We start from the raw sequence: 21,104 nt of genomic DNA on the forward strand, positions 1-21,104 counted from the left end.
GTAGCGCCGGGCTCTGCCCGGCGCTACGCCTGCCTTAGCCAATCGGCCCCAGCCTCCAGCTGCCCCCGGTCTTCTCGAAGCGGACCATGGCCTTGGACAGCGCCTCCGGCGACGGGTCTGCTGCCAGGACGAACAGCTCGCGTCCGATGCCCAGGTACATGCGCGTCCCGGGCTTAATGCCCAGCTCACGCATCCACAGCCCCCTCGCCTTCAGGCACGGAATCGTTGGACAGCCGGGATAGGTTTCGAGCCCTTCGTGATGAAGTGCGTTGATCATTACGCTCTTCGGCGCGCGCCAGAAGCCCCTGAGAAGGGCGCGTTGCTCGGGGGTCAAGCTCGTCCAGTCGTCGTGCATGATGGTTCTCCTCTGTGTTCTCCCTCGCCGGAATGGCGAGGGAGTCGGGAGGTTCAGAACCGTGAAACAAACAAAACGGTGCGACGTGTTTCCACGAGGGTGTTGTATTCCGCCACCCTCCCGACACAGGAAGTCCAACTTGCGATGCTTGTTTCGGGTTCTGACACCCAAGACACACCATGCGACAGACGTGAGGGTACTGGAACTCGACGTCGTCCGATCGCGGTTCACGGCATCAATGGAACAGCTAAACAGCATGTGGCGAGCAAATCATTTCGTGAAAATCCGCGTGTCGTCACGCATTTACCAAGGCACCCGGTCGCACTTCCGGAGCTGCTTGCGCTAGCGAAAATACTCGCCGAGCAACCCGCAACCCTGTCGCTCCCAACCCACACCGCGCACCAACAGCAAGATCCCGCAAACGCACTCCCCCGCCCTGCGGTACGCTCCCACCCAGTCACTGGCACGGAGCAGGCGTCATGGGAGCGGCACGCAAGGCCCTGTGGTATATCGAAAGCCACTTCGCCGAGAATCCGCCGCTGGCCCAGATCGCCGAGGCGGTTCAGCTCTCGCCGTTCCACCTCTCACGCCTGTTCCAGGTCAGTACCGGAACCTCAATGGCGCGCTACCTGCGTGCGCGTCGCCTGACCGAGGCCGCCCGCACCCTGGCCACTGGCGGCATGCCCATTCTGGATGTCGCCCTGGCCGCCGGTTATGCCTCGCATGCGGCCTTTACCCATGCCTTTACCGAGCAGTTCAAGCAGGCACCGGAACAGGTGCGGCGCGAAGGTCTGCAGGGGCTGGCGCTGGTGGAGGCGGTCAAGCTCGACGCCCCACCCCTGCCCTGCGAGGTGGAGCCGGTGCACCGCCAGCAGGGCCCACTGCGTGTGGCCGGCATCCGCGCCCGCCACACCGCTGCCACGGTGGCGTCCATTCCCTCGCAGTGGCAGCAGTTGGCGCTGACCCGGGAGCTGGGCAAGGACATCGCCTTCGGGGTCTGCTGCAACCGCGATGGCGAGGGGGCGTTCGACTACATCGCCGGCATGGAGATCGGGGCGACCGCCGCCGTGCCCTTGGCCTGGCATGCCGTTTCCATCCCGGCCGGGGATTATCTGGTGGCGTGGCATGCGGGCCACATCTCCACGATCCGCTCCACCTGGTTCTGGCTGTTGAACGACCACCTGCCCCGCTCCGGCCTGACCCTCGCCGACGCACCCGACTTTGAACGCTATGACGCCCGCTTCGACGACCGCACCGGACACGGTGGCGTGGAGATCTGGCTGCCGCTGTCCAACCTGAGTTGACCCAAGGAGATTCATCCGTGCGAGTAATGCCACACGCCCTCGTTCTGCTGTCCTGTCTGTTCGTGCCGCCGTCATGGGCGGCTCAGCCCGCTCCCGCTGTTGGCGAAAGCCATGGGGTGGCGCATACGGCCAGCGCAGCGGTGCGTGATGCCGGGCACAGCGACCGCGTGCGCTACACGGTGTGGTACCCGGCGCAGCCCGGTGCGCAGGAGCAGCCGCTCGCGATAGGGCCGCCGGGCGCGCCACTCTTCCAGGAGGGTTCGTCTGCCGTGGATGCGCCGGTTGCAGCCGGCCGCTGGCCACTGCTGCTGGTGTCGCATGGCAACGGCGGCAGTGCGCGCATGATGGGCTGGTTCGGTACCGCCTTGGCGCGCGCGGGGTATGTGGTGGTGGCGGTGGACCATCCCGGCAACAACGGCGTGGACCCGATGACGGACGCGGGCAGCATTCTTCCGTGGAACCGGGCCGACGACCTCGCCGCCGCGCTGGCGGCGGTGCAGGCCGACCCGGTGCTGTCTGCGCATGTGGATGCGGACCGGGTGGGTTTGGTTGGCTATTCGGCTGGGGGGTTCACGGCGCTGGTGGCTGCCGGTGCGCGTCCGGACATGTCCCGGTTGATCGCTTTCTGCCAGTCATCCCCGAAGGATGGGGTCTGCCTGCCGCAGGCCGAGAATCCCGAGCTGACCCTTGAGCGGCGGATGGCGGCGGCTGCAACGCCGGGGTTGGCGCCTTGGGTAGCCGGCGCTGGGGAGGATCGTCGTATTCCCGATGTGCGCGGTGTGTTCCTGATGGCGCCGGCGATTGTGCAGGCGTTTGAGCCGGGTGAGCTTGGGCGCTTGGAGGTGCCGGTGTCGGTGGTTGTGGGTGAGGTCGATAAGGTCGCCTCGTCTGCCACCAACAGCAAGGTCATTGCTGAAGCGAATGGCAAGGCGCGGCTGCAGGTGTTGCCGTTGGTGGGCCACTACGACTACCTGGCTGAGTGCACTGCGCTGGGGCGTGAGCGGGTGGGAGCGCTGTGCGCGGTGGAGGCTGATAAGGCGGCTACGCATCGGGTGGCGATTGAGCAGGCCAGGATGCTGTTTGATTCCGTGCTTCGGTAGGCGCGGAAATTCCATAGGCACTGTTACGTGACACTTCCTGGTTGGGCTTGGGCTTCGTTCGAGGTCATGCGTTACCAGGTGTTGGTGGGTTCAGGCCAGTCGTCTGGCCACCGACCGTACGTTTGCATCGCGTGGGACGGTGAGATCTCATTCCGCAGTGACCTGGAGCCGCCAGTGAATTAAGAGTTCGGCGCCGGACGGCACATTTCTGGAGCCCTCTCTCCTCGCGTACGGGCCCCCTCGCCTCGCCGGGAGTAGATAGCGGACGTCAGCTGCCTTGGTCTGCCAAGGCATCGTGGAAGTCGAGCTCGTGCACGATGACGATCCGTGATCCGGCCTTGCGCAGCTCAATAGCCTTTTCCACTTTGCGTCCGTAGCACGCAAATGCCCAACAAGGATTGCCTTCCGCGCCGATCACCAGGTAGTGAACCTTCTTCGATGGCGAAGAGTGCGCTGAGCCGCCCAGCTTCTGGACAAGGCGTTCAAACTCGGCGCGGGTGAATCGTGACGACGCGCCTGTAAAGCAGAAGCCCTTGTCCAGGAAGCTTATCTCTGGATCAACCGCGCATAGGCCTACGACCAGTTGTCCTTGGAGTACCGGCGCACGGGTGATTGTGCGGTCGTCGAGAAACGCGGTGAACTCCGCAAAGAAAGCGTGGAGCATCGCGTGCTCATTCTCATCAATCTGCTTGTCGGCCAATACGCCGGTGATGAGACTGCCGACCTCGTCGAACGGCCAGCAAGTCTTGAGGTGTTCGTGGTCGGCCATCCAATCTGAAAGTGCTCGCAGCTCTTCCACGGAGATGTGTGTGTCGGCAACAATGCCGCCCATGATGGCGTGCAATCGCTGCAGGTCGGCAGTCACGGAGTCATAGTACTCAGTCGAGCGAAGGCGCTCACAAAGCCAGAGTATGTCAGCGTGTTCTTCCTCGGTGAGAATGCCATCGGCTACGGCCGCAGTGACAACCGGTACGAGCTCGTTGAAAGGGTGCTGATCACGCAGCTCGTCGTGTTCGGCCAGCCATAGGTTGAGGTAGTCGTGCTCGAGGGAGTTGATGTGGCCGTCGATCGAGATGCCTTCGACGATGCCAATCAGCGCATTGATAGCTTTGTCCAGTCGGGCTTTCGAGGTGAACTTGAAATAGTCGCGAGGATTGGGTTGCACTGATTGACCTCTCTGTTCAATGCCGTCTCACGGCGAGTCTGGTCGGGCTGCAGGACCAAGTTACATCAGCCATGAGCCGCTTAGTCGGTACCTCGGGTCTCTGCCAGGGGACCGCGCCCTATCTCCAAGCTCCTGAGTTCGCTTGCAGGTAGAAGCAGTGTCGCTTTTCGCGCCTTATCCCAAAACGCATAGGAGTCGCCCAAGCGGCCAATCAGGCTCAGCCCACTCAGGCTCCCGGACTCGATTCTGATGTTCGCGACACGCGTTTCTTCACCTCGCGTGATCTTCTTTGCTCGCTCAGCGCCAAGCCAATTTGATGCTATGGAGACATACACAAGCATGACTACAGCGTAGGTCAGCCAGGGCGACTTTTTGATCGCAGCGGGAACCGTTGGAGCGATTGAGACTGCCGCTAGGCAGACGACCGTTAACAGGGCGCCGAGCAGTACCGCCCACGCGTTTGCCCACCAGATGATGGCTCCCAATCCTAGAAACAGGCCTGCCGGCGCAAGGAAGCCTAGTAACCTACGGTCTGGACCTATGCTGGTGAGCTTGTTCCCGAGCCAATCGCCTAGCAAAATGGCCACAAACATCATGCCGAGCGCCAAGCCGATGCCCGCCAGGCCAGCCAGCGCGATCTCGCTCACGGCGACATATTGGAATGGGTCCAGGCCAAAATGGCCCCAGTAGGCCTTTAGATAGAGGGCTCCTTGGATCAGTCCGAACGTTACCAGCGCCGATCCCCAGCCGGCTATGTCTGCCATCGACAGTTCCTTCGTCGTACGTTCCATGGACTGCTTCCTCTTCCTGAGGTTTGAATATAGCTAGGCGGGCATGGTTCAGCCAAGCGCCGGAATTGAAAATCGGGTGGTGGACCGGCCGCGGGTCGGTCGATGCCGAGAAGCCCCGTAGCGGAGCGTCGATCGGCCCACCCATCGCTAGCAGACGCTCCATTGCTTGTTCGTCGCCGGTAGGGCGCGAACCAGCACCCGATCGGCAAGGGCCCGGACAGGGCGATGCCGCCCGGCAGTGGCGCTACCTGCCGGTCTGCGAGAAGTTCTGGGCTCCGCGCATCTTTCGCCACTGGATCCACGCGATCGCGGCGACGAAGAAGACGCTGCACAGGTAACTACCTTCCGGCCCCTCCGCGCCACCGGTCAGGCTGTCGAGGCCTTGCGGGCGCAGCGCCACCAGCAGCGCCGGCAAGTGCGCATCAATGCCGGTGACGGGCAGTTCGAAGCCGGTCGCGAGCAACCAGTTCCACCCCGCGTGCCAGCCCATCACGCCCCAGATATTGCCGGTCCGCAGCGCCCAGGCGCAGGCGAACAGCGAGAACAGGAACGTGCCGAGCATGACCCGGGGCGGCTGGTGCGGACTGAAGTGCAGGAAGCAGAAAACGAGCGACACCAGCAGCACTGCCACCGCGACATTGGTCTTGCGTGCCACCACCGACAGCATCCAGCCGCGGAAGATGACTTCCTCCACGCTCGCCTGGAACGTGAAACTCAATAGCAGCAGTCCGATGTGCAGCAGACTGACGGGCGACCGCCAGGCCGGCCCCAAGCCCGCCGCCTGCATGCCGCCAGCCATCCAGATCGCAACTACGACCAGCGCGACGGTGCCGAATCCAACGGCCAGTCCGCGCAGGAAGGTTTTCAGCGGCGCCGGACCGGTCAGCCCGATACTCGCCAGCGAGCGCCCTTCGACGAAGCGTACCCAGGCGAGCACGGCCGCCAGCGTCGGCGCGAAGCCGATCCACAGCACCGCATGCAAGCCAGCGAGGCCGATCGGATCGCCACGCGGCGTCGACCAATGCTGCGACTGCATCCACCCGTCCAGCGCGATCACCGGTACCGCGTTGAACAGGATCATCAGGATCGGCGTCACCCAGGCCCAGGGCAGCCAGCCGCGGGGCGGATCGGGCGAATACAGGGCTAAGGGGGTCATGCGGGGCTCCAGCTCGACGTGATCGCCGCTGCAAGTTGCCATCCGCGTGGGGGCGTGGCAACCCGTTTGCGACCAAGCCACAGAAGCCGCCGATGGATCACCCGGATCGGCGACGAAATGGCGCTGAGTCGTCGCACGTGGTGTCCGCTTTGGGTGGCGGTTTCATACGTTCGATGAAACACGGACAGTTGCTCAAGCAGCAGGAGTGTTGCGGACAGCGATATCAACAAGCTGTTGCATTGACCAGTCGAAACCGCCGTTGAAAGCGGATATTACCAGCGGTCGGCGCCTCTATCCTCCCCAAACGTCCACTTTCGGCCAGGAGCAGACATCTAAACCTCAGGAACGAATTGGGAGAAAATCCAAGTGCGCGCCCACTTCGACCCGTCCGCCCGCCAAGGGGACTGTGAGCATCGCGGGTGCTGAAATCGGGTGAACCATCGCAATACTGGCGGCAAACTTGAAGCACCCAGGTTGAGATACACGCACCGCAACAGCCGCGCCACGCTTAGGCGGGCATCGCTGAAGGAGCTCCGCGTATGAGCAGGAGAGAGTGAGGATCTGGACGGAAGGCCGTTTCCCGCGAAAATTCTCCAACTCCACCTTTAGCACGCGGAAACTCATTTCTGACCTCTCAGGTGGCTGCGCATCACTGAAGTAGCCTCGGCACCGCAACTATACGGATGGCTGCCTGATCGACGAAGCCAACAACTGACAGCAAGCGAGCGCCTGCCAGGGTTCCCGTTGACGGGCATTAAGAATTTGATGCATTCGTCCGATTCACACGTCCTGTTTTGCCCCAGAGGAGCATTATTATGAGATGCGCAGAATCTCGTGCGGCATCCTACCGGTTGGACTGAACTCGGCCTTTATCTTTGACGTCAGTGCAAGCACGCAACGCAGGTCTGTCGAGACGAGGCCTATCTCCTCCGCGCCGGCGGCATGGATGATGCTTGGCTGCCAAGCGTCCTGGGTAAGGGTAAACGTTCCTGATACGTTGCTAGCCATCAAAAAATCGGGGTAGAAAGAGTATATGAACACCCCGGCGGGTGACTGCTCTCGGAGGACCGCCCTGTAATGAAACATGCCCACGCCGGTTAAGCTCCGCGAAACACTCTTGTTGGAGGTAAACAATAGCACCCTGCAATTGGGCTCTCCAAGTCTGTTTTGGGCCAATAGCGGTCATTTTTCTGGCGACCGTTTGGGCGTGGAGAATCAGGGTTCTCCGTACATCCAGGGGCTGTTGGGTTCGGGCGTTAAGGCGCGTCTTCGATCTGGGTCATGCGTTCTCGGGTGACCCAGGCGATCGGCGGCGTTTAGTAACCGACCTTACGACCTTCGGGGCGATAGTACGGAACTGGGGCGAACCGGTGGGTAGGCTGTGCGAGAGATCGATGCCGACAAGGCCGCTGCGCATGAGTAGCGATTTGGCGGACCAGGATGTTATTTGACTCATCCCCACTGTACCTTAGTATGTAACAATGTAGGTTACATATCAGTGGGCACGCGCAGGCCGAGTATCCATGTCGACGTTCAAGGACCCCTCCTCGGTCAGCAGCTATCAGCAAACGGCACAGGCCAAGGTGCCTGGCATGGCGGCACTCCATCGCATGACCCACATCCTGCTGGCCGACTCCGTTCCGCCAACGGGCGAGGTGCTGGTGCTGGGTGCTGGGGGCGGGCTGGAGCTCAACGCCTTTGCCCAGGCGCAGCCTGGCTGGCGATTCGTTGGTGTGGACCCTTCACTTCCAATGCTGGAGCTTGCACGGGAGACCTTGGGCGCGAACGCCTCGCGTGCTGTGCTGGTGGAGGGCCTCATCGAGGATGCGCCGCCGCGTGAGTTCGACGGCGCTACCTGCCTGCTGACGCTGCACTTCCTTGACCCGGATGCGCGGCTGAAGACCCTGCGAGGGTTGTTCCAGCGCCTCCGGCCTGGTGGTCTGCTGGTGGTCGCCCACCACAGCTATGCGCCGAAAGCCCGTATGCGCTGGCTTCGCCGCTCAGCTGCATTCGCGTCGATCAACGGTGTGCTGGACGAGCGGGACGAAGCGTCGATTGCGGTCATGGCCGATAAGCTGCCGGCCATCTCCGCAGAGGACGAGGTGGCGTTGCTGGAGGCGGCCGGCTTCACGGACGTGGAGCTGTTCTACGCCGCCTTCAGCTTCCGGGGCTGGGTCGCGCGCCGGCCTGACTGATCACCCAGCCACCACGCTCCGGATCACTGATACGGTCCGGTCAATGGCTTCCCGGTCGATCTGCCAATGGGTCACCAGGCGCATCTTGCCGTCGTACGCACCGTTGGCCCGTATGCCGGCGGTTTCCAGGGCTTGCATCAGCCCCGGCATGTCTACGCCTTCGGGTAGCGCGAACCACACCATGTTGATGTGGACGTCTTCCATGTCCACGTCAATGCCTGGCACTTGGGCCAACTGCTGGGCGAGGTACGTTGCATTGTCGTGGTCCACATCCAGCCTTTGCGTCATTTCGGTGAGCGCAAGAATGGCCGGCGCGGCAATCACCCCGGCCTGGCGCCACCCTCCTCCCAGCAGCTTGCGGTTGTAACGGGCGCGCTTGATGAAGGCCGCGGGCCCGGCCAGGATCGAACCGACCGGTGCGGCCAGGCCCTTGGAAAGGCAGCACATTACCGTGTCCACATGCTGGGTGATCGCTTTCACGTCGCAGCCCAGGTAGGTGGCGGCATTGAACACGCGTGCGCCGTCCAGATGGATGGGAACGCCTTGTTCCCGGGCGATGGCGGCGGTGGCCTCCATCGTTGCCAGCGGAATCACGCGGCCGTTGCCGTGCGCGTTTTCCAGGCAGATCAGTCCGGTGCGGGGAATGTGGATGTCCTCCCCCACCCGGATGCGGGCTGCGATCTCGCGGGGGTCCAACTGGCCCCGGTTGCTGGCGATGGTACGCAGCTGGACGCCACTGATGACCGCCGCCGCACCGTTTTCGTGCCAGACCAGGTGCGAGTCGTCGCCGGCGATGACTTCGTCGCCCCGGCGGCAATGGGTGAATACTGCGAGCTGGTTGCCGAATACCCCCGTGGGAACGAACAGCGCGTCGTCCTTGCCCAGCATGTCGGCGGCCAGACGCTCAAGCTGGATGACGGTGGGGTCGTCCTGGTAGACGTCATCCCCCACCTCTGCGGTGGCCATGGCCTGGCGCATCGCGGGGGTGGGTTGGGTGACGGTGTCGCTGCGCAGATCAATCCACTGCATTGGGGAACTCGCTGAATGGGGTGCCGAGGTGGCTTCGCGTCTACTGGGTGTAGTACAGGCACCCTGCCACGGCGGACGGTCCATGATCGGCGTCGATCCTCGAGGTTATCAATGCCTTCACCTCGATGCCATCCCCTTCGGCTTCCGGCGTTGACTCAACAATGCGCATCCCGGCAGGACCGCCCTGCCTCATCTCCGGTTCAATGCCCATGGACTTGGCGAGGCCTGCGCCGATGGCTGGGTCATCGAAGGTGGCGACTACGGAACTGCGCGACAGTATCAAACGCCTGGTCGGATGGCCGAAAATGAGCACGGGTTCGGTGAGCTGCATTTCCGCCAGGACACCGGCAATGTTGCCCAGCGCCATGCCGTATTCTCCCGCTTCGCGGGCGACCGGTTGCCAGCCTGCCGAGGGCTCGCGGCTGGATGCGACGTCGCGTAGCTCATGGGCCAATGTGCGGAACGCTGCGCGGTCGGCCTTGCAGGTCGCGAGGGCTACGGCGCGGTCGATTTGTTCCTGATTGGGGGCGGGGTTCCGGGCTGGTTCTGTCGCTGACGCCATGGGTGCCAAGGCTAGTGCCATGCCAATGAGACCGAGGGACTTACACCATTCGCTTGCGATCAATTTGTAATGCTCTCTTCCTGGGGCAGCCACGCATGGCGTGGCACTACGCTTCTTCGTGCACCGGTCAATGCGCGGTGCACGCGATTGTAAGCGTTTCTGGCACCTTGCCGGATGCGTCACTTCACGTGAGGGCGCTCGGTGCCGCAGAGCCGGTTGTTGGCGCCGCGGTCAACTGTCAAGCGGCAGCCGGAATCTTGATCGACTTGACGTTGACGAACTCCTTCAACCCTTCCGGGCCGTGCTCGCGGCCGTAGCCGGATGCCTTCACCCCGCCGAAGGGCAGCGCCGGGGAGGCAACGTCGAAGGTGTTGATGAAGACCATCCCGGTATCGAAGTATTTGGTGGCCAGCTCGCGGGCGCGCTTCACATCGCGGCTGAAAATGCCGCCGCCCAGGCCGTAGCGGCTGTCATTGGCAATGCGTAGCGCATCCTCATCGTCCTTGGCGCGGATGATGGCGGCCGCAGGGCCGAACAGCTCATCGTCGTACGCCACCTGCCCCGGCGCGACGTCGGCCAGTACGGTGGCCGGATAGAACCAGCCGGTGCGCTCTGGTACCTCACCGCCTACCAGCAGGCGGGCGCCTTGCGAGACACTCTTTGTGACCTGTTCGTGCAGCTTGTCACGCTGCGCCTCGGAGACCAGCGGGCCCAGCTGCGTATCGGCGGCGTTCGGGTTGCCCATCTTGATCGCCTTGAACTTACTGGCGTAGGCGCTGACGAAGGCATCGTAGTTCTTCTCGGTCACGATGAAGCGCTTCGCATTGACGCAGGTCTGCCCATTGTTGAACAGGCGTCCTTTGACGCAGGTCTCCACGGCCAGATCAAGGTCGGCATCGTCAAGCACGAGGTAGGCGTCGTTGGAGCCCAGCTCGAGTACCGTCTTCTTGAGCGCTGCGCCCGCCTTGGCTGCCACGGTGCGCCCTGCGGTTTCGCTGCCGGTCAGCGTCACGGCCCGTACCAGGTCGTTCTCCACGATGCCGTTGGACTGGTCATGGGTGATCAACAGCACGCCGAACAGGCCCTTGGGCAGGCCGGCACTTTCGTAGATATCACGGAGCAGCAGCCCGCTGCCGGTGCAGCTTTCCGCGTGCTTGAGCAGCACGCCATTGCCTGCCATCAGGCTGGCGATGGAGTAACGGATCGCCTGGTAGGCCGGGAAGTTCCAGGGTTGGATGCCGTACACCACGCCGATTGGCGAATGGGTCACGATGCCGGTGGCACCTTCTACATCCCGCTCTTCGTCCGCCAACGCCACAGGCCCCTGCTTGGCGGTGTAGTCACAGATGGCGGCGCACAGTTCCACCTCCGTGCGGCTGTCTTCAATCAGTTTGCCGACCTCGCGGGTCATCAGCTGGGCGAACTCTTCCTTGCGTTCGCGAAGCGCTTTGGCGATGGCGGAAACCACCTTGGCCCGTTCGTCCAGGGGGCGCAGGCGCCATTCCAGGTAAGCGTTGTGGCTGGATTGGACTACCGCTGCGGCTTCGTCGTCTGACATGTACGAATAGGTGGCAATCACTTCTTCGGTAAGTGGATTGATCGTCGTGAGCTGCTTGTTGGTCATGGAGAGCCTGCACTTCGTGGGGGAAGAAAGTGACGGAAGAGAGTTGCACCGTCACGGTTTCCACGTAGTGAAGTCTTGGGTGGTACGCATCACCTGGGATTCACTGCATCAGGCAGTGGGCTGCATGGCGCCTGGTTGTGTCGATGCCAGGTATGCTGCCGAGGTAATGCGCCTAGCGACGTCCGTCGGCATGGGCCGCCTGCTGCTCGGCAAGAGCCGCTTGCTTCACGGCACGGTCCGCCAGCTCTTGGTCGCGCCTGACCATCTCTAGAATCGAATCCAGCTGCGCGACACCGGGCCGGTGATCACGAGTAGCCACTCAACCAGTGTTCCGCGCATCTTTGCGGTCATTGTGTTGTCCGGCAGCGCTTCGTTCATGGTCATGCGTTACCGGGTGTTGATGTTTTGAGGGCGGTCGTCTGGCGACCGCCCCTACCACCGCCAGGCGGCGCCCGGTCCCGCATAGGTCGGCGCTACGCGGCTTGGCACGGCGAGAGCGGTTCTCGCCGTGCCTTGTGGCTTACATCAGGTGCGGGCGCTCGGTGCCGAAGAGTAGCTTTTTGGCGCCTTCGCGCCAAGCCTGCGGGCACGATTCGCCTCGCACCACCGCTGCAACGGTGTAGGCGTAGCCGCGATTGGCCGGGCTGACGCGGCCGAGTGCGTTCTCTGCCTGCTGCACGCTGGCGTTGGCGCGCACGGCATCGACGAACGCCACCACGCGTGCGGCTTCCCGGGGATCGGTGGCCAGCACCTTCTCGCGCCACGCCGCTTCGTTGCCGCCGTGCCGCAGAGCCAATGCCCACATGCTCCACACCGAATCCGGATCAATCCCCTGCTCTTCCGGCAGCCCCATGGCCTGCTTGACCCAGTCGCCCTGCGCGCCGTCGGAAGCGGCTACCAGGCGGACGATGCGTGGCAGTAGTTCGGCGTCGGTCTCGGCCAGGCTCAATGCGCGCTGGTACTCGCCCTGGTCGAGCTGGTAGTACGCCTCATAGGGCGTGCCGTCGGCTTCGTTGCTTTCCAGGGCCAGCATGTTGGCCAGCAGGGTCGATTCCCTGGCCAGCGCTGCAAGTGCGCCATTGCTGGCACCCAGCATGCGCCGCACGCGCGCCAGTTCCAGCGCGGTGAACTCGGCCGTCTGCGGCACCGCCGCGGCTTGGGTCCAGACCTCGTTGGCACCGGCCCAGTCGGTGCGTTGGGCCAGCACGTAGCCGGCGGCCAGCGCGAACCACGGGTTCTCCGGCCAGCGGCGATGCCCGGCCAGGAAGGCTTCGTCCTGCTCGGGGCTGTCGGCCATGCAGCGAATGGCGAGGTAGGCAAACGGCGCAGAGGAAGGTTCGCGCGCGGCCTGTTGCTTGTGGCGTTCGCAGGCGGCGCTGACGCCGTTGCTCTCGCTGAGCTTCTGTTCGATCCGCATGGTTGCGACGTCTTCGGGATGGCGCTTGAGCCGCTCGTCGATGATGCCCTGCAGGGTCGCCGGGTTCTTCGCTGCCATGGCAAGCCAGGTGGTCAGGTGGCGCGACTCCGGCGCATCCCAGCGCGCATGCGCCAGGATCATCGCCTCGCGCTCGCTTTCATCGGAGACCATGCCTACCTGCCGCTGCGGCGAGAAGTCGCCGACGGCCGTTACCACCGAGCGCTTGCCGCCATTGGAATGCTTCTGGGTCTGGATGGATTCCGGCGGTTCCTCGAGGACGATGTCGGCACTGGTGGCCGCCCAGCGTTGTGCGCCCAACTGGCGCTCGGGGTCTGCGGTTGCGCCGCCATACACGGCCGACCACTGGACCATCGGCGTGGCGCCGGCCACGTTGTAGGTGAAGTGCGAGCGGCCGGTCATGCGTTCACTGTCGAAAGACTCGATCAGCTGCCCGTCTGCGGTATGGGTGACCACCTTGTGCGCGGTACCGGGGTCCACATCCAGGGTGGCACTCTCCAGCGGCGCCAGTGCGACGGTCTTGCCGTCGATAGTGACCTGCACCGGGGTGGCAAGGCCGTTGTACAGCGAGACCGTGGCACTGCCGGTAAGCATGCCGAACACCAGCACGCCCACCACGATGGCGGCTGCGGCCGTAGCGCGGGCGGCGCCGGCGGCCCAGCCGTCTGCGGTCTGGAACCGGTCCCACCAGCCCAGCTTGGTCTGCAGCTTGCGCTCCTGGCCGGGCAGCAGCACCGGGTAGCCCTTGGGGGGGCGCGAAGGGGCCGGCGCAGCGGGTGCCAGTTCGCCCGAATCCAGCCGTTCCACCACGGCGTCTTCGTTGGCCAGCAGCGCTTCCAGCGTTGCCGCGCGCAGCTGCGACAGCACGTTGCAGGTGTGGTTGACCCAGTCGCTCGCGTGCTGGATCCAGTTGTCCATGTTGCCCTCTGCCGGCGTGGCGAGGCCCAGCTTGCCCAGGGCTTCCGCCAGCGGCTTGCCGCCGTGCGCGATCACGGTCTCATCGATCACGCAGCTGCGGGCGCTGTCGTAGATGAAGACCAGGGCCTGCTGCACGCGGCCGGCAGCCACGATCAGCCGGCGCAGCTCGTTCCTGGAAACGCGTTTGTCGGCGGTCACTACCTGCAGCACGTTGACGAACACCCCGTACCCGTCACGCAGGTCGGCTTCGGTGTGCTCACAGAAGTGCAGCAGGGCCACCTGCCCTTCCAGCAGTGCCTCCCACTCTGCCCCGCTGCGGCGTGCGGCCAGCCGGTGCAGGCTGCGGCATTCCTGGTCGTGCTTCGTCACGGTTTGGCGCAGGGGGGCGATCTCCGCATCCAGCGTGGTGATCACCGGGCCCAGGCGCGAGGTGTCAAGCACCTGGTCGCGCCAATGCACGCGGTTGCCCGATGCGCGCAGGTGTCCGGCGCGGGCAGCCTCCAGCGTGGCGCGCTCGTCCTCCAGCAGCTGCAGCTGCTGCAGCGCCTTGCCATGGGCGGGCGCGTAGAGGGTGGTGATGCGCTCGCGGATCTGGGCGTCGTTCAGCGGCGCAAGGGTGTGCAGGAAGAGCTCGGCCGGGGTGGCCACGCCGCGCACGAACGAGCGGCGCAGGTAGGTGCCCTGGTAGCGCTGCTGCAGGGCGCGGATGTCGAATTCGGCATCCAGCCGGCGCAGCGATTCTTCACCGTCTTCAAAGGCCGGCGGGGTTTCGCGCAGCATGTCGCGGGAAAGCTGGTGCTTGAGCGCGTCGGCGTCACGGAACAGCAGCATGGCCGGGCGTTCGTCGATGGCCGCTTCCACGTAGCGGCGCTTGAGGTTGTTTTCGCGGTCTACGTTGGCCGGGTGCGTGGACCACATTTCCGGTGCACGCACCATGGCCTGGCGGAACACGCGGTGCTGTTCGCGCTCACGTTCGGGCAGCTGCGGCGGTTCGGCATACAGGGGGTCGGGCGAGACCCGGCGCAGGTTGGCCAGCATGCGGGTCTGCACGGCGAACAGGTCGGCCACGGCATGGCCGGCGGCGAATTCGCGCGAAGCAAAGCTGAGCGTCCTGCCCCAGGCATCGTCGGCCGCGCCCAAGCGGTGCAAGGCATGCACCAGGGCATCGCTGCCGGCCAGCGAGGCGGCTACCAGGTCGGCCTGGTACTCCATTTCGCGCGACAGGGCGCGCTCGGACAGCGCCACCACGCTGAAGGCCGTATCCACCAGCGAGCGGATGGCCCACGCGATCAGCGACAGCAGCCAACCCACCCACGCGATGCGCAGGTCCAGGCGCGAAACGGTAGCCAGGATGGTGTCGAGCGCATCGCGCCGGGCCACCAGCTGGCTGGCGATCTGGTGGGCCACGTACACCCACCGCCCCACCGCCATGGTGCGCTGGGCGAAGTGGCCGAATTCGTGGGCCAGCACGGCTTTGAACTCGCCCAGATTCAGTGCGTTCACCAGCGGCAGGCCGATGTCCAGGTTCTTGCGCGAGGGCAGCAGCAGGTTGACCAGTGAGAGGTCATAGAAGACGCCCGCGTTGACCCGTGGCGACAGGTACACGTGCTTGGGACGCGGCGCGCCGGCTTCGTCGGCCAGTCGGTGCAGGAAGGCGAACAGCTCGGGCTGGTCTGCCGGCTTGAGCTCCATGTCCTTGGAGGCCTGGCCACGCTTGAGGAAGACCAGCCCCTTGGCCATGAAGGCGGCCAGGAACAGGGCGAACGCACCGACGATGACGTTGGCCAGCGAGTTTCCGCTGTCGCCGGCCAGCAGGGTGCGCAACACCCGGTAGGCGGTCCAGCCGAACCAGCCCATCAAGGCAAAGTACGCGATGGCGAAACCGAGCAGACCGGCCACGGCCAGCCATGCATGACGGCGGTAGGCGGAGCTGGGTGCGGTGAGCTGCGCGGGCACGGCCGACGGCCCCGCCGGATAGAGCGAATCCATTATGTATATCCCCCTGTTGTCCTGCTCCTTGCCGTCCCCCCGGACGTGGCATGGAGCTTACCCGGCGTCATGCCCGGTCCCCGGGGGATTGTGCACATTAATGGGCGGGTGTGCATCTGCCGCTGCGTGCGTTTGGGAACCGATCCCACCCTCCGGCGTCATGCCCGGTTCTGGGGCGGTAGCGGCAAGCCTGCTGCAGAGAATCGCCGCCGTTCCCATCGCCATTGCGATCATCAGGCAGGCCACAGCGAAGCCTGACCTGACCTCGTCCGCACTTGCGCCGTCAGGTGCGAGCGAGAAGAAGACCCCGCCCACCAACGCGACTGCGAGCGCGGCGCCAAGTTGCATCGCGGCGCTGACGCTGCCCGCTGCCAGGCCCGCCCAGCGGGGGTCCACCCGATCAACGTTCAGTCGCACCAGCGCAGGGAGGGCCATACCCTGTCCAATACCAATGAGGAACAGGGGAAGTTGGAGCAGGAGCGGCTTGCCCGTCGCCGCCAACCCAGCCGCCAGGAGCAGGCCCGCGACCTCCAGGCTCATACCGAACGAAGCTGCGCTTGAACCCAACCATCGCGAGAGCCTCAGCCCGCACGTTGGCCCCAACAACTGTCCGATCCCGAGCGGAAGAATCGCCAGCCCCGCTGCCAGTGCATTCCGGCCGAGCCCGGCCTGTTGGTAGACCGCGAAGGTAAGGAAGAACGCTGCCAGCGCATAGAACAGGACCGCTGCCAGCAGGCCAAGGCGGAAGCCGGGGGCGGCCGATATGACCGAGGGAGGCACCAGTGCGGAAACGCCTGTTCGTTCGCGGTGCTTTTCGTTACGCCAGAAGGCGATGAGAAGCGCCGGGCTCAGCATCAATAGGACCAGGCTCCACCACGGCCATCCATGCTCGCGGCCCTCAATCAGCGGAACCACCAGCGCCAGCACGCCCAACGCCAGCAGCAGTGCACCGGGGTAATCCATGCCCTCCCCTGTCGCCCCTTTTGTTTCGCGCACCAGGATCAGTGCGGCAGGTACAGCCAGCACGATGACGGGGAGATTGATCAGGAAGACGCTGCGCCAGCCGGTATGCCAGAGATCTGTCGAGACCAGCACGCCCCCCAGCAGCTGGCCGCCCACCGCAGCCAACCCGAACGTGGCGGCATACAGGCTGAGCGCACGGCCCTTCTCGCTCGCCGGGAACAGCGCATGGATGGATGCCAGGGACTGTGGCGCCATTACGGCGGCCGAGATGCCCTGTAGCAGCCGGCCAATGACCAGCACGGCGGCCGAGTCGGCAAGGCCACAGAGGGTGGACGCCAGCCCGAACCCGAGCATGCCCCCTACAAACGTACGTCGACGTCCGTAGATGTCGCCCAGACGGCCACCGAGGATCAGCGTGACGGCGTACGCCATCGCATACACCGACACCACCAACTGCGCGACATCTTCCGATGCGTGCAGGTCTGCACGAATCGACGGCAATGTCACATTGACAATGAAAAAGTCGAGCGGCGGCAACAGCGTGCCAGTAAGCAGCACGGCAAGGGCCGGCCAGCGGCGCGAGTCTGTAACGTGTGCGTCGGTATTGATGGTCAAGGGCTTCATCGTCGGACCCGCAGATCAGCGCATGCCGCCCGAGGCGATGATGTGCTCGCCCGACACCCAGCCAGCATCGCCGGATGCGAGGAACGAGACGATCGCCGCGATTTCTTCAACCTGTCCGATCCGGCCAAGCGGCGTCTGCTGCTCGTTCCACGTCTGGAACTCCGAGCCCATCACGCCATTGGCGTGGGTACCGTCGGTTTCGATCAGGCCTGGGTTCACGGAATTGACGCGGATTCCTCGCGGCCCCAGCTCGCGCGAGAGGACGCCGGTGATGGCGTCGAGGGCTCCTTTGGTGCCGCTGTAGATCGCACTATCGGCTGGCAGGATCCGGGTAACGAAAGAGCTGATATTGATGAGGCTCCCGCCCTGCCCCAGGTGCGGCACGGCGGCGCCAGCGACGAGGAGCGGGCCAAGCACATTCAGGTCGAACTGCTGGCGATACAGCTCCTCGGTGGTGTCTTCGATCCTTGCAAACTGATAGATGCCTGCATTGTTGACCACGATGTCCAGCCCGCCGAAGCGTGCGATGGTGGACTGGATGAGCGCATCCACCTCCGATTTGTTGCGAACGTCGGCGCGGACCGATAGTGCAGTTCCACCAGCGGCCTTGATCTCGGTAACCAGTGCTGCCGCCTCGCGTTCGCTGGTGGTGTAGTTGACGACCACCTTCGCCCCGTCGCTGGCCAGGCGGCGGGCTATGCCAGCGCCAATACCTTTCGAAGCGCCGGTGACGAGTGCGACCTTGTTGCTCAGCTTGTTCATGATGTGGGCCCAGGTTGATTGCAAGGCGGGCATGGTCGCTCCCACAGGATTGTTTGTGGACTGGCATTGCTGCATATTCTGCGTACATATTTGAACGGGCGTGTCTGGCGTGGAATGGAGCGACATCCGGATATTTCTCGCGGTCGTGCGCGGAAAATCACTCGGCGAGGCTGCCCGCAGCCTTGGCGTGAGCCACCCGACAGTGGGCCGGCGGATCAAGGCGCTCGAGGAAGAGGCCGAACAGCCACTCTTTCGCCGGACGAAAAACGGCCTTGTGCTCACGGACGCCGGGGACGCGGTACTGTCCCTGGCTGAGTCCATGGAGGAATCCGCGCTTTCCATGGAACGGCGTTTGGCGGGCAACCACGAACGGCTCGAAGGGGTCCTGCGGATATCCTCGGCGGACTGGTTCGCCGCTTATGTCCTGGCGCCGGTTTTCGTTGAATTGGGGCGGCGTCACCCTGCCGTAGTGCCTGAGGTCATCGCGAGCTATCGGCTGCTTGACCTGTCCCGTCGCGAAGCTGATGTTGCTTTCCGCATCATTCCTTTCAGTGAGCCGGACATCGTCCAGCGTCGTCTGATGAGCATGCCTTACGGTCTCTATGGCTCGGCGGAGACCGTGCGCGCGGTAAGCGACGATCCGCAATCGGTGCGGCTGATTCTGATGAACTCAGCCCAGGCCCACTTCCCGGATGTCACCTGGCTGCTGGATCGATTCCCGCATTCGAAGCGCGCCTTCACCAGTACCAGCCGCAGCGTTCAGGCGCAGATGTGCCTTCGCGGCCATGGCGTTGCGGTGTTGCCGCGACCGTTGGCTGAGGGTGTGCAGGGGCTGCATCGGATTGATCTGCTCGGGGATCCGCCAAGCAGGGACGTGTGGGTGGGGTATCACCAGGATCTTCGGCACATGGATCGGCTGCGGGCGCTGCTCGATATCGCCGAGAAGGTGTTGCCGCGATAGGCAGTTGGAAACGGATCTACCGCGATGTGGCCATCGGTAGGGTTGCATCCCAATCAACCGCCGGGGTGGTGATCACTCTTTAGGGCATGACCTCGAACGCGAGTAGCGCTTTTCGGTTCGAGGTCATGCGTTACCGCGCCGATTACCGTTATCGGCGGTCGTTTGGGAACCGACCCTACCCTGCCACGCCGCGTCGGTTTCAGTTGGTGCGGGTCGCGGACATTGCGGCTCGGATGTCATCCGGGATTGGGCAATCGGTGCCTTGGCGTCGGGCGGGCCCGGTGAGCGGCTCGATCACGCTGCCTTCGGTTTCCCTTGAGCCGCGTTGGCAGTGCAGTGACAGGAACAGGGTGCGGCCGTTGCGGTCTACCCATTGTTGGCCGAGGTACTCCCCGTCCGGCCTTTCAAAGGTTGGGCCGATCAGCTCAGTCAGTGATCCTTGGTTGGGCAGGTTGCGGAGCATGGGGCTGTCGTTCATCGAGGCATTGAGCCAGCTGGCGATGGCCGAGCCATCCATGCGATGCAGTGTCGTGATCCTGCCTGGCGCGTCATTGGCGAGGTAGCGGGATGTCCACAGGCGGTCTTCGCCCCACGGGGTGATCGCGGTGTAGCGAGCCGGCAGCCGCTCGATCCCGTCAGCATCAATGAAGCCGTAATAGCCATCGCGCAGCAATACGACCCCGCTTGGCAGGAGCGCTTCCGCATATCCGATGGCTTCGCCCACAAAGCGCTCGCGCTTTACGTGATACAGGCGAAACCCCTCTGCGTCGCTTCGTACGAGGAGCAACTGACCATCAGCGCTGACCTGGTCAATCCACATGCCCTTTGGCAGCAGGTGCTGGCCAAGCCCGGCATCGAGCCACAGTCGTGGCTGGGATTCGCCCTCCAGCGTGCCGAAGAAGCCTGTGGCCTCCGCGCTCAGGCGGCTCAGCGGTGGTGTCTGGGCCAGCAGCGTTCCCCTGCAGTTCACCAGGGTTTCCTGCCCATCTTCCGCTATCGCCTGCCGTAGCTCGGGACGCCCCTCGACCTCCTTCCAGGCGTAGGCGGTGAAGGGCCCCAGCACCTGGCCGTTGGCATCAACCAGCGTGTCACCGGTATCGCCCATGCGCGTGCGCCATATACCCGGGCAGATCTCCTCGCCGGAAGTCGCACCGGCGATTGCCTGGAAGCGCCCATCCGGGTACATGAGGCCGTGCACGGCGTCGGCTTCATTCGCGAAAATGCCTTCTGCGTCTTCGCGGATGACGTGGTATTCGGTGGCCCAGCGCGGCCAGCTGCCCAGGTCTTCAGACGCGGGGCTACGCGACCGCGCCGATGAGTAGCCCACCACGTAGATGAGCGCGCGATCTCCGGTCAGTTGGCCGCCCGCATCCAGCCGGCGCCATGCCCTGCCCTGCAATCCCAGCCAGCCGCCGTTATCGAGCGGGATCAGGTTGTCGATGTGCTCGGTCCACAGCGTCTTTCCTGCCTCATCGCGCAGCGCGCAGGGCGTGCCCGGGTTGAGGTCGCAGACCAGGTACTCACTGCGTTCCGGGAACGGGCCTGCAGCACGGAGCTCGCCCTTTGCGAACTGCATGCGCAGCTGCCCACGCGCATCGAAAATGCGTTCGCCCGCTTCCCGCGAGCGCCAGCTGTAGCGTTGCGGGTGCGCCGTGATGGCCCATTCGCCGCTGCCCGGCTGCCAGTCGAGGAAAGTGCTTCCATCGGCACGTAACAGGGCGGTCCCTGCCCTGGACCACGTGCTGAACAATGGTGCTTCGTCTGGGTCGTCCGGGTGACGTTCGAATGGCGCATCGGATCGGAGCTCTACATACGGGCCCTTCAATGACACGCGGCCAGCGTCATCGAATCACACGCTGCCGCTCCTCTCGAAATCCACGACGAGCCAGCGATGCGGAGCAACCTGCTGCGGCCGCCCCGGCCACTCCTGGATCAACCGGCCCTGACCGTTGGCGACCAGGCCGCTATCGAACCCGCTGGCCTGCAGGACGAATGTCTGGGGTTCTTCCGCCCATGCCGGCGCGATGCCTAGAGCGAGTGCCAGTAGGCCCGACTGGGCAATGCGCTGGATACGCCTGCCAAGGCTGATGCCCGGGGCGTCGAATCGTTGCGTGGCGTCCGTGTCGTGCTTGGTCATCCGGCCATCTTGAGCGTACTGGAGGGCGCCTATG

16 protein-coding genes are annotated in these 21,104 nt (G+C 64.3%); 4 read left to right on the forward strand and 12 right to left on the reverse strand.

Features of this window, described 5'->3' with window-relative positions; genetic code table 11:
* Window positions 1-34 precede the first annotated feature (34 nt).
* Window positions 35-355 (reverse strand): hypothetical protein, encoded by a 321-nt coding sequence (locus ACGFZ3_RS16815; RefSeq protein ID WP_392923694.1) that lies wholly within the window; start codon window positions 353-355, stop codon window positions 35-37.
* A gap of 479 nt (window positions 356-834) precedes the next feature.
* On the opposite strand from ACGFZ3_RS16815, the gene ACGFZ3_RS16820 reads away from it, so the two are divergent.
* Complete coding sequence (locus ACGFZ3_RS16820; protein WP_392923697.1) at window positions 835-1,659, forward strand: helix-turn-helix domain-containing protein; 825 nt, start codon at window positions 835-837, stop codon at window positions 1,657-1,659.
* A gap of 26 nt (window positions 1,660-1,685) precedes the next feature.
* Complete coding sequence (locus ACGFZ3_RS16825) at window positions 1,686-2,759, forward strand: alpha/beta hydrolase family protein (protein WP_392924247.1); 1,074 nt, start codon at window positions 1,686-1,688, stop codon at window positions 2,757-2,759.
* Between the two features lie 268 nt (window positions 2,760-3,027).
* On the opposite strand, the gene ACGFZ3_RS16830 is transcribed toward ACGFZ3_RS16825, so the two are convergent.
* The 3 genes from ACGFZ3_RS16830 to ACGFZ3_RS16840 form a co-directional block, all read right to left on the reverse strand.
* Window positions 3,028-3,924, reverse strand: a complete 897-nt coding sequence (locus ACGFZ3_RS16830; protein WP_392923700.1) for a BRCT domain-containing protein — start codon at window positions 3,922-3,924, stop codon at window positions 3,028-3,030.
* An 80-nt stretch (window positions 3,925-4,004) separates the two neighbouring features.
* The gene (locus ACGFZ3_RS16835; protein ID WP_392923703.1) at window positions 4,005-4,715 is read right to left on the reverse strand and encodes a hypothetical protein; all 711 of its coding nucleotides are present in this window, start codon (window positions 4,713-4,715) and stop codon (window positions 4,005-4,007) included.
* 244 nt (window positions 4,716-4,959) lie between these two features.
* Window positions 4,960-5,871, reverse strand: coding sequence for a CPBP family intramembrane glutamic endopeptidase (locus ACGFZ3_RS16840; protein WP_392923705.1), 912 nt, complete (start codon window positions 5,869-5,871; stop codon window positions 4,960-4,962).
* Window positions 5,872-7,394: 1,523 nt separating this feature from the next.
* Here ACGFZ3_RS16840 and ACGFZ3_RS16845 point away from each other — a divergent pair.
* The gene (locus ACGFZ3_RS16845) at window positions 7,395-8,066 is read left to right on the forward strand and encodes a class I SAM-dependent methyltransferase (RefSeq protein ID WP_392923708.1); all 672 of its coding nucleotides are present in this window, start codon (window positions 7,395-7,397) and stop codon (window positions 8,064-8,066) included.
* Here the strand turns inward: ACGFZ3_RS16845 and ltaE are convergent, their stop codons facing one another.
* From ltaE to ACGFZ3_RS16875, 6 genes are all read right to left on the reverse strand, one after another.
* On the reverse strand, window positions 8,067-9,095 hold the full coding sequence (gene ltaE / locus ACGFZ3_RS16850) for a low-specificity L-threonine aldolase (RefSeq protein WP_392923712.1): 1,029 nt from the start codon (window positions 9,093-9,095) through the stop codon (window positions 8,067-8,069).
* 40 nt (window positions 9,096-9,135) lie between these two features.
* Window positions 9,136-9,657: a hypothetical protein gene (locus ACGFZ3_RS16855; RefSeq protein ID WP_392923715.1), complete on the reverse strand. Its 522-nt coding sequence runs from the start codon at window positions 9,655-9,657 to the stop codon at window positions 9,136-9,138.
* 238 nt (window positions 9,658-9,895) lie between these two features.
* Entirely contained in the window at window positions 9,896-11,281 is a 1,386-nt protein-coding gene (locus ACGFZ3_RS16860; RefSeq protein ID WP_392923718.1) for an NAD-dependent succinate-semialdehyde dehydrogenase, read from the reverse strand.
* 520 nt (window positions 11,282-11,801) lie between these two features.
* Complete coding sequence (locus ACGFZ3_RS16865; RefSeq protein WP_392923720.1) at window positions 11,802-15,623, reverse strand: M48 family metalloprotease; 3,822 nt, start codon at window positions 15,621-15,623, stop codon at window positions 11,802-11,804.
* Between the two features lie 57 nt (window positions 15,624-15,680).
* Window positions 15,681-17,210: an MFS transporter gene (locus ACGFZ3_RS16870; protein ID WP_392923724.1), complete on the reverse strand. Its 1,530-nt coding sequence runs from the start codon at window positions 17,208-17,210 to the stop codon at window positions 15,681-15,683.
* A gap of 15 nt (window positions 17,211-17,225) precedes the next feature.
* Window positions 17,226-17,972 carry an SDR family NAD(P)-dependent oxidoreductase gene (locus ACGFZ3_RS16875; RefSeq protein WP_392923727.1) on the reverse strand — a complete coding sequence of 249 codons (747 nt, stop codon included), beginning with the start codon at window positions 17,970-17,972 and terminating at the stop codon, window positions 17,226-17,228.
* 100 nt (window positions 17,973-18,072) lie between these two features.
* Here ACGFZ3_RS16875 and ACGFZ3_RS16880 point away from each other — a divergent pair, with 100 nt between their 5' ends.
* Window positions 18,073-18,933, forward strand: a complete 861-nt coding sequence (locus ACGFZ3_RS16880; protein WP_392923731.1) for a LysR family transcriptional regulator — start codon at window positions 18,073-18,075, stop codon at window positions 18,931-18,933.
* A gap of 199 nt (window positions 18,934-19,132) precedes the next feature.
* Here the strand turns inward: ACGFZ3_RS16880 and ACGFZ3_RS16885 are convergent, their stop codons facing one another.
* Both ACGFZ3_RS16885 and ACGFZ3_RS16890 read right to left on the reverse strand, forming a co-directional pair.
* On the reverse strand, window positions 19,133-20,764 hold the full coding sequence (locus ACGFZ3_RS16885) for a hypothetical protein (RefSeq protein WP_392923735.1): 1,632 nt from the start codon (window positions 20,762-20,764) through the stop codon (window positions 19,133-19,135).
* 18 nt (window positions 20,765-20,782) lie between these two features.
* Complete coding sequence (locus ACGFZ3_RS16890) at window positions 20,783-21,070, reverse strand: hypothetical protein (protein WP_392923738.1); 288 nt, start codon at window positions 21,068-21,070, stop codon at window positions 20,783-20,785.
* Window positions 21,071-21,104: the final 34 nt, after the last annotated feature.

The organism is Stenotrophomonas sp. NPDC047960 (genome assembly GCF_043204395.1).
In the GTDB taxonomy this organism is placed as follows: Bacteria; Pseudomonadota; Gammaproteobacteria; order Xanthomonadales; family Xanthomonadaceae; genus Stenotrophomonas.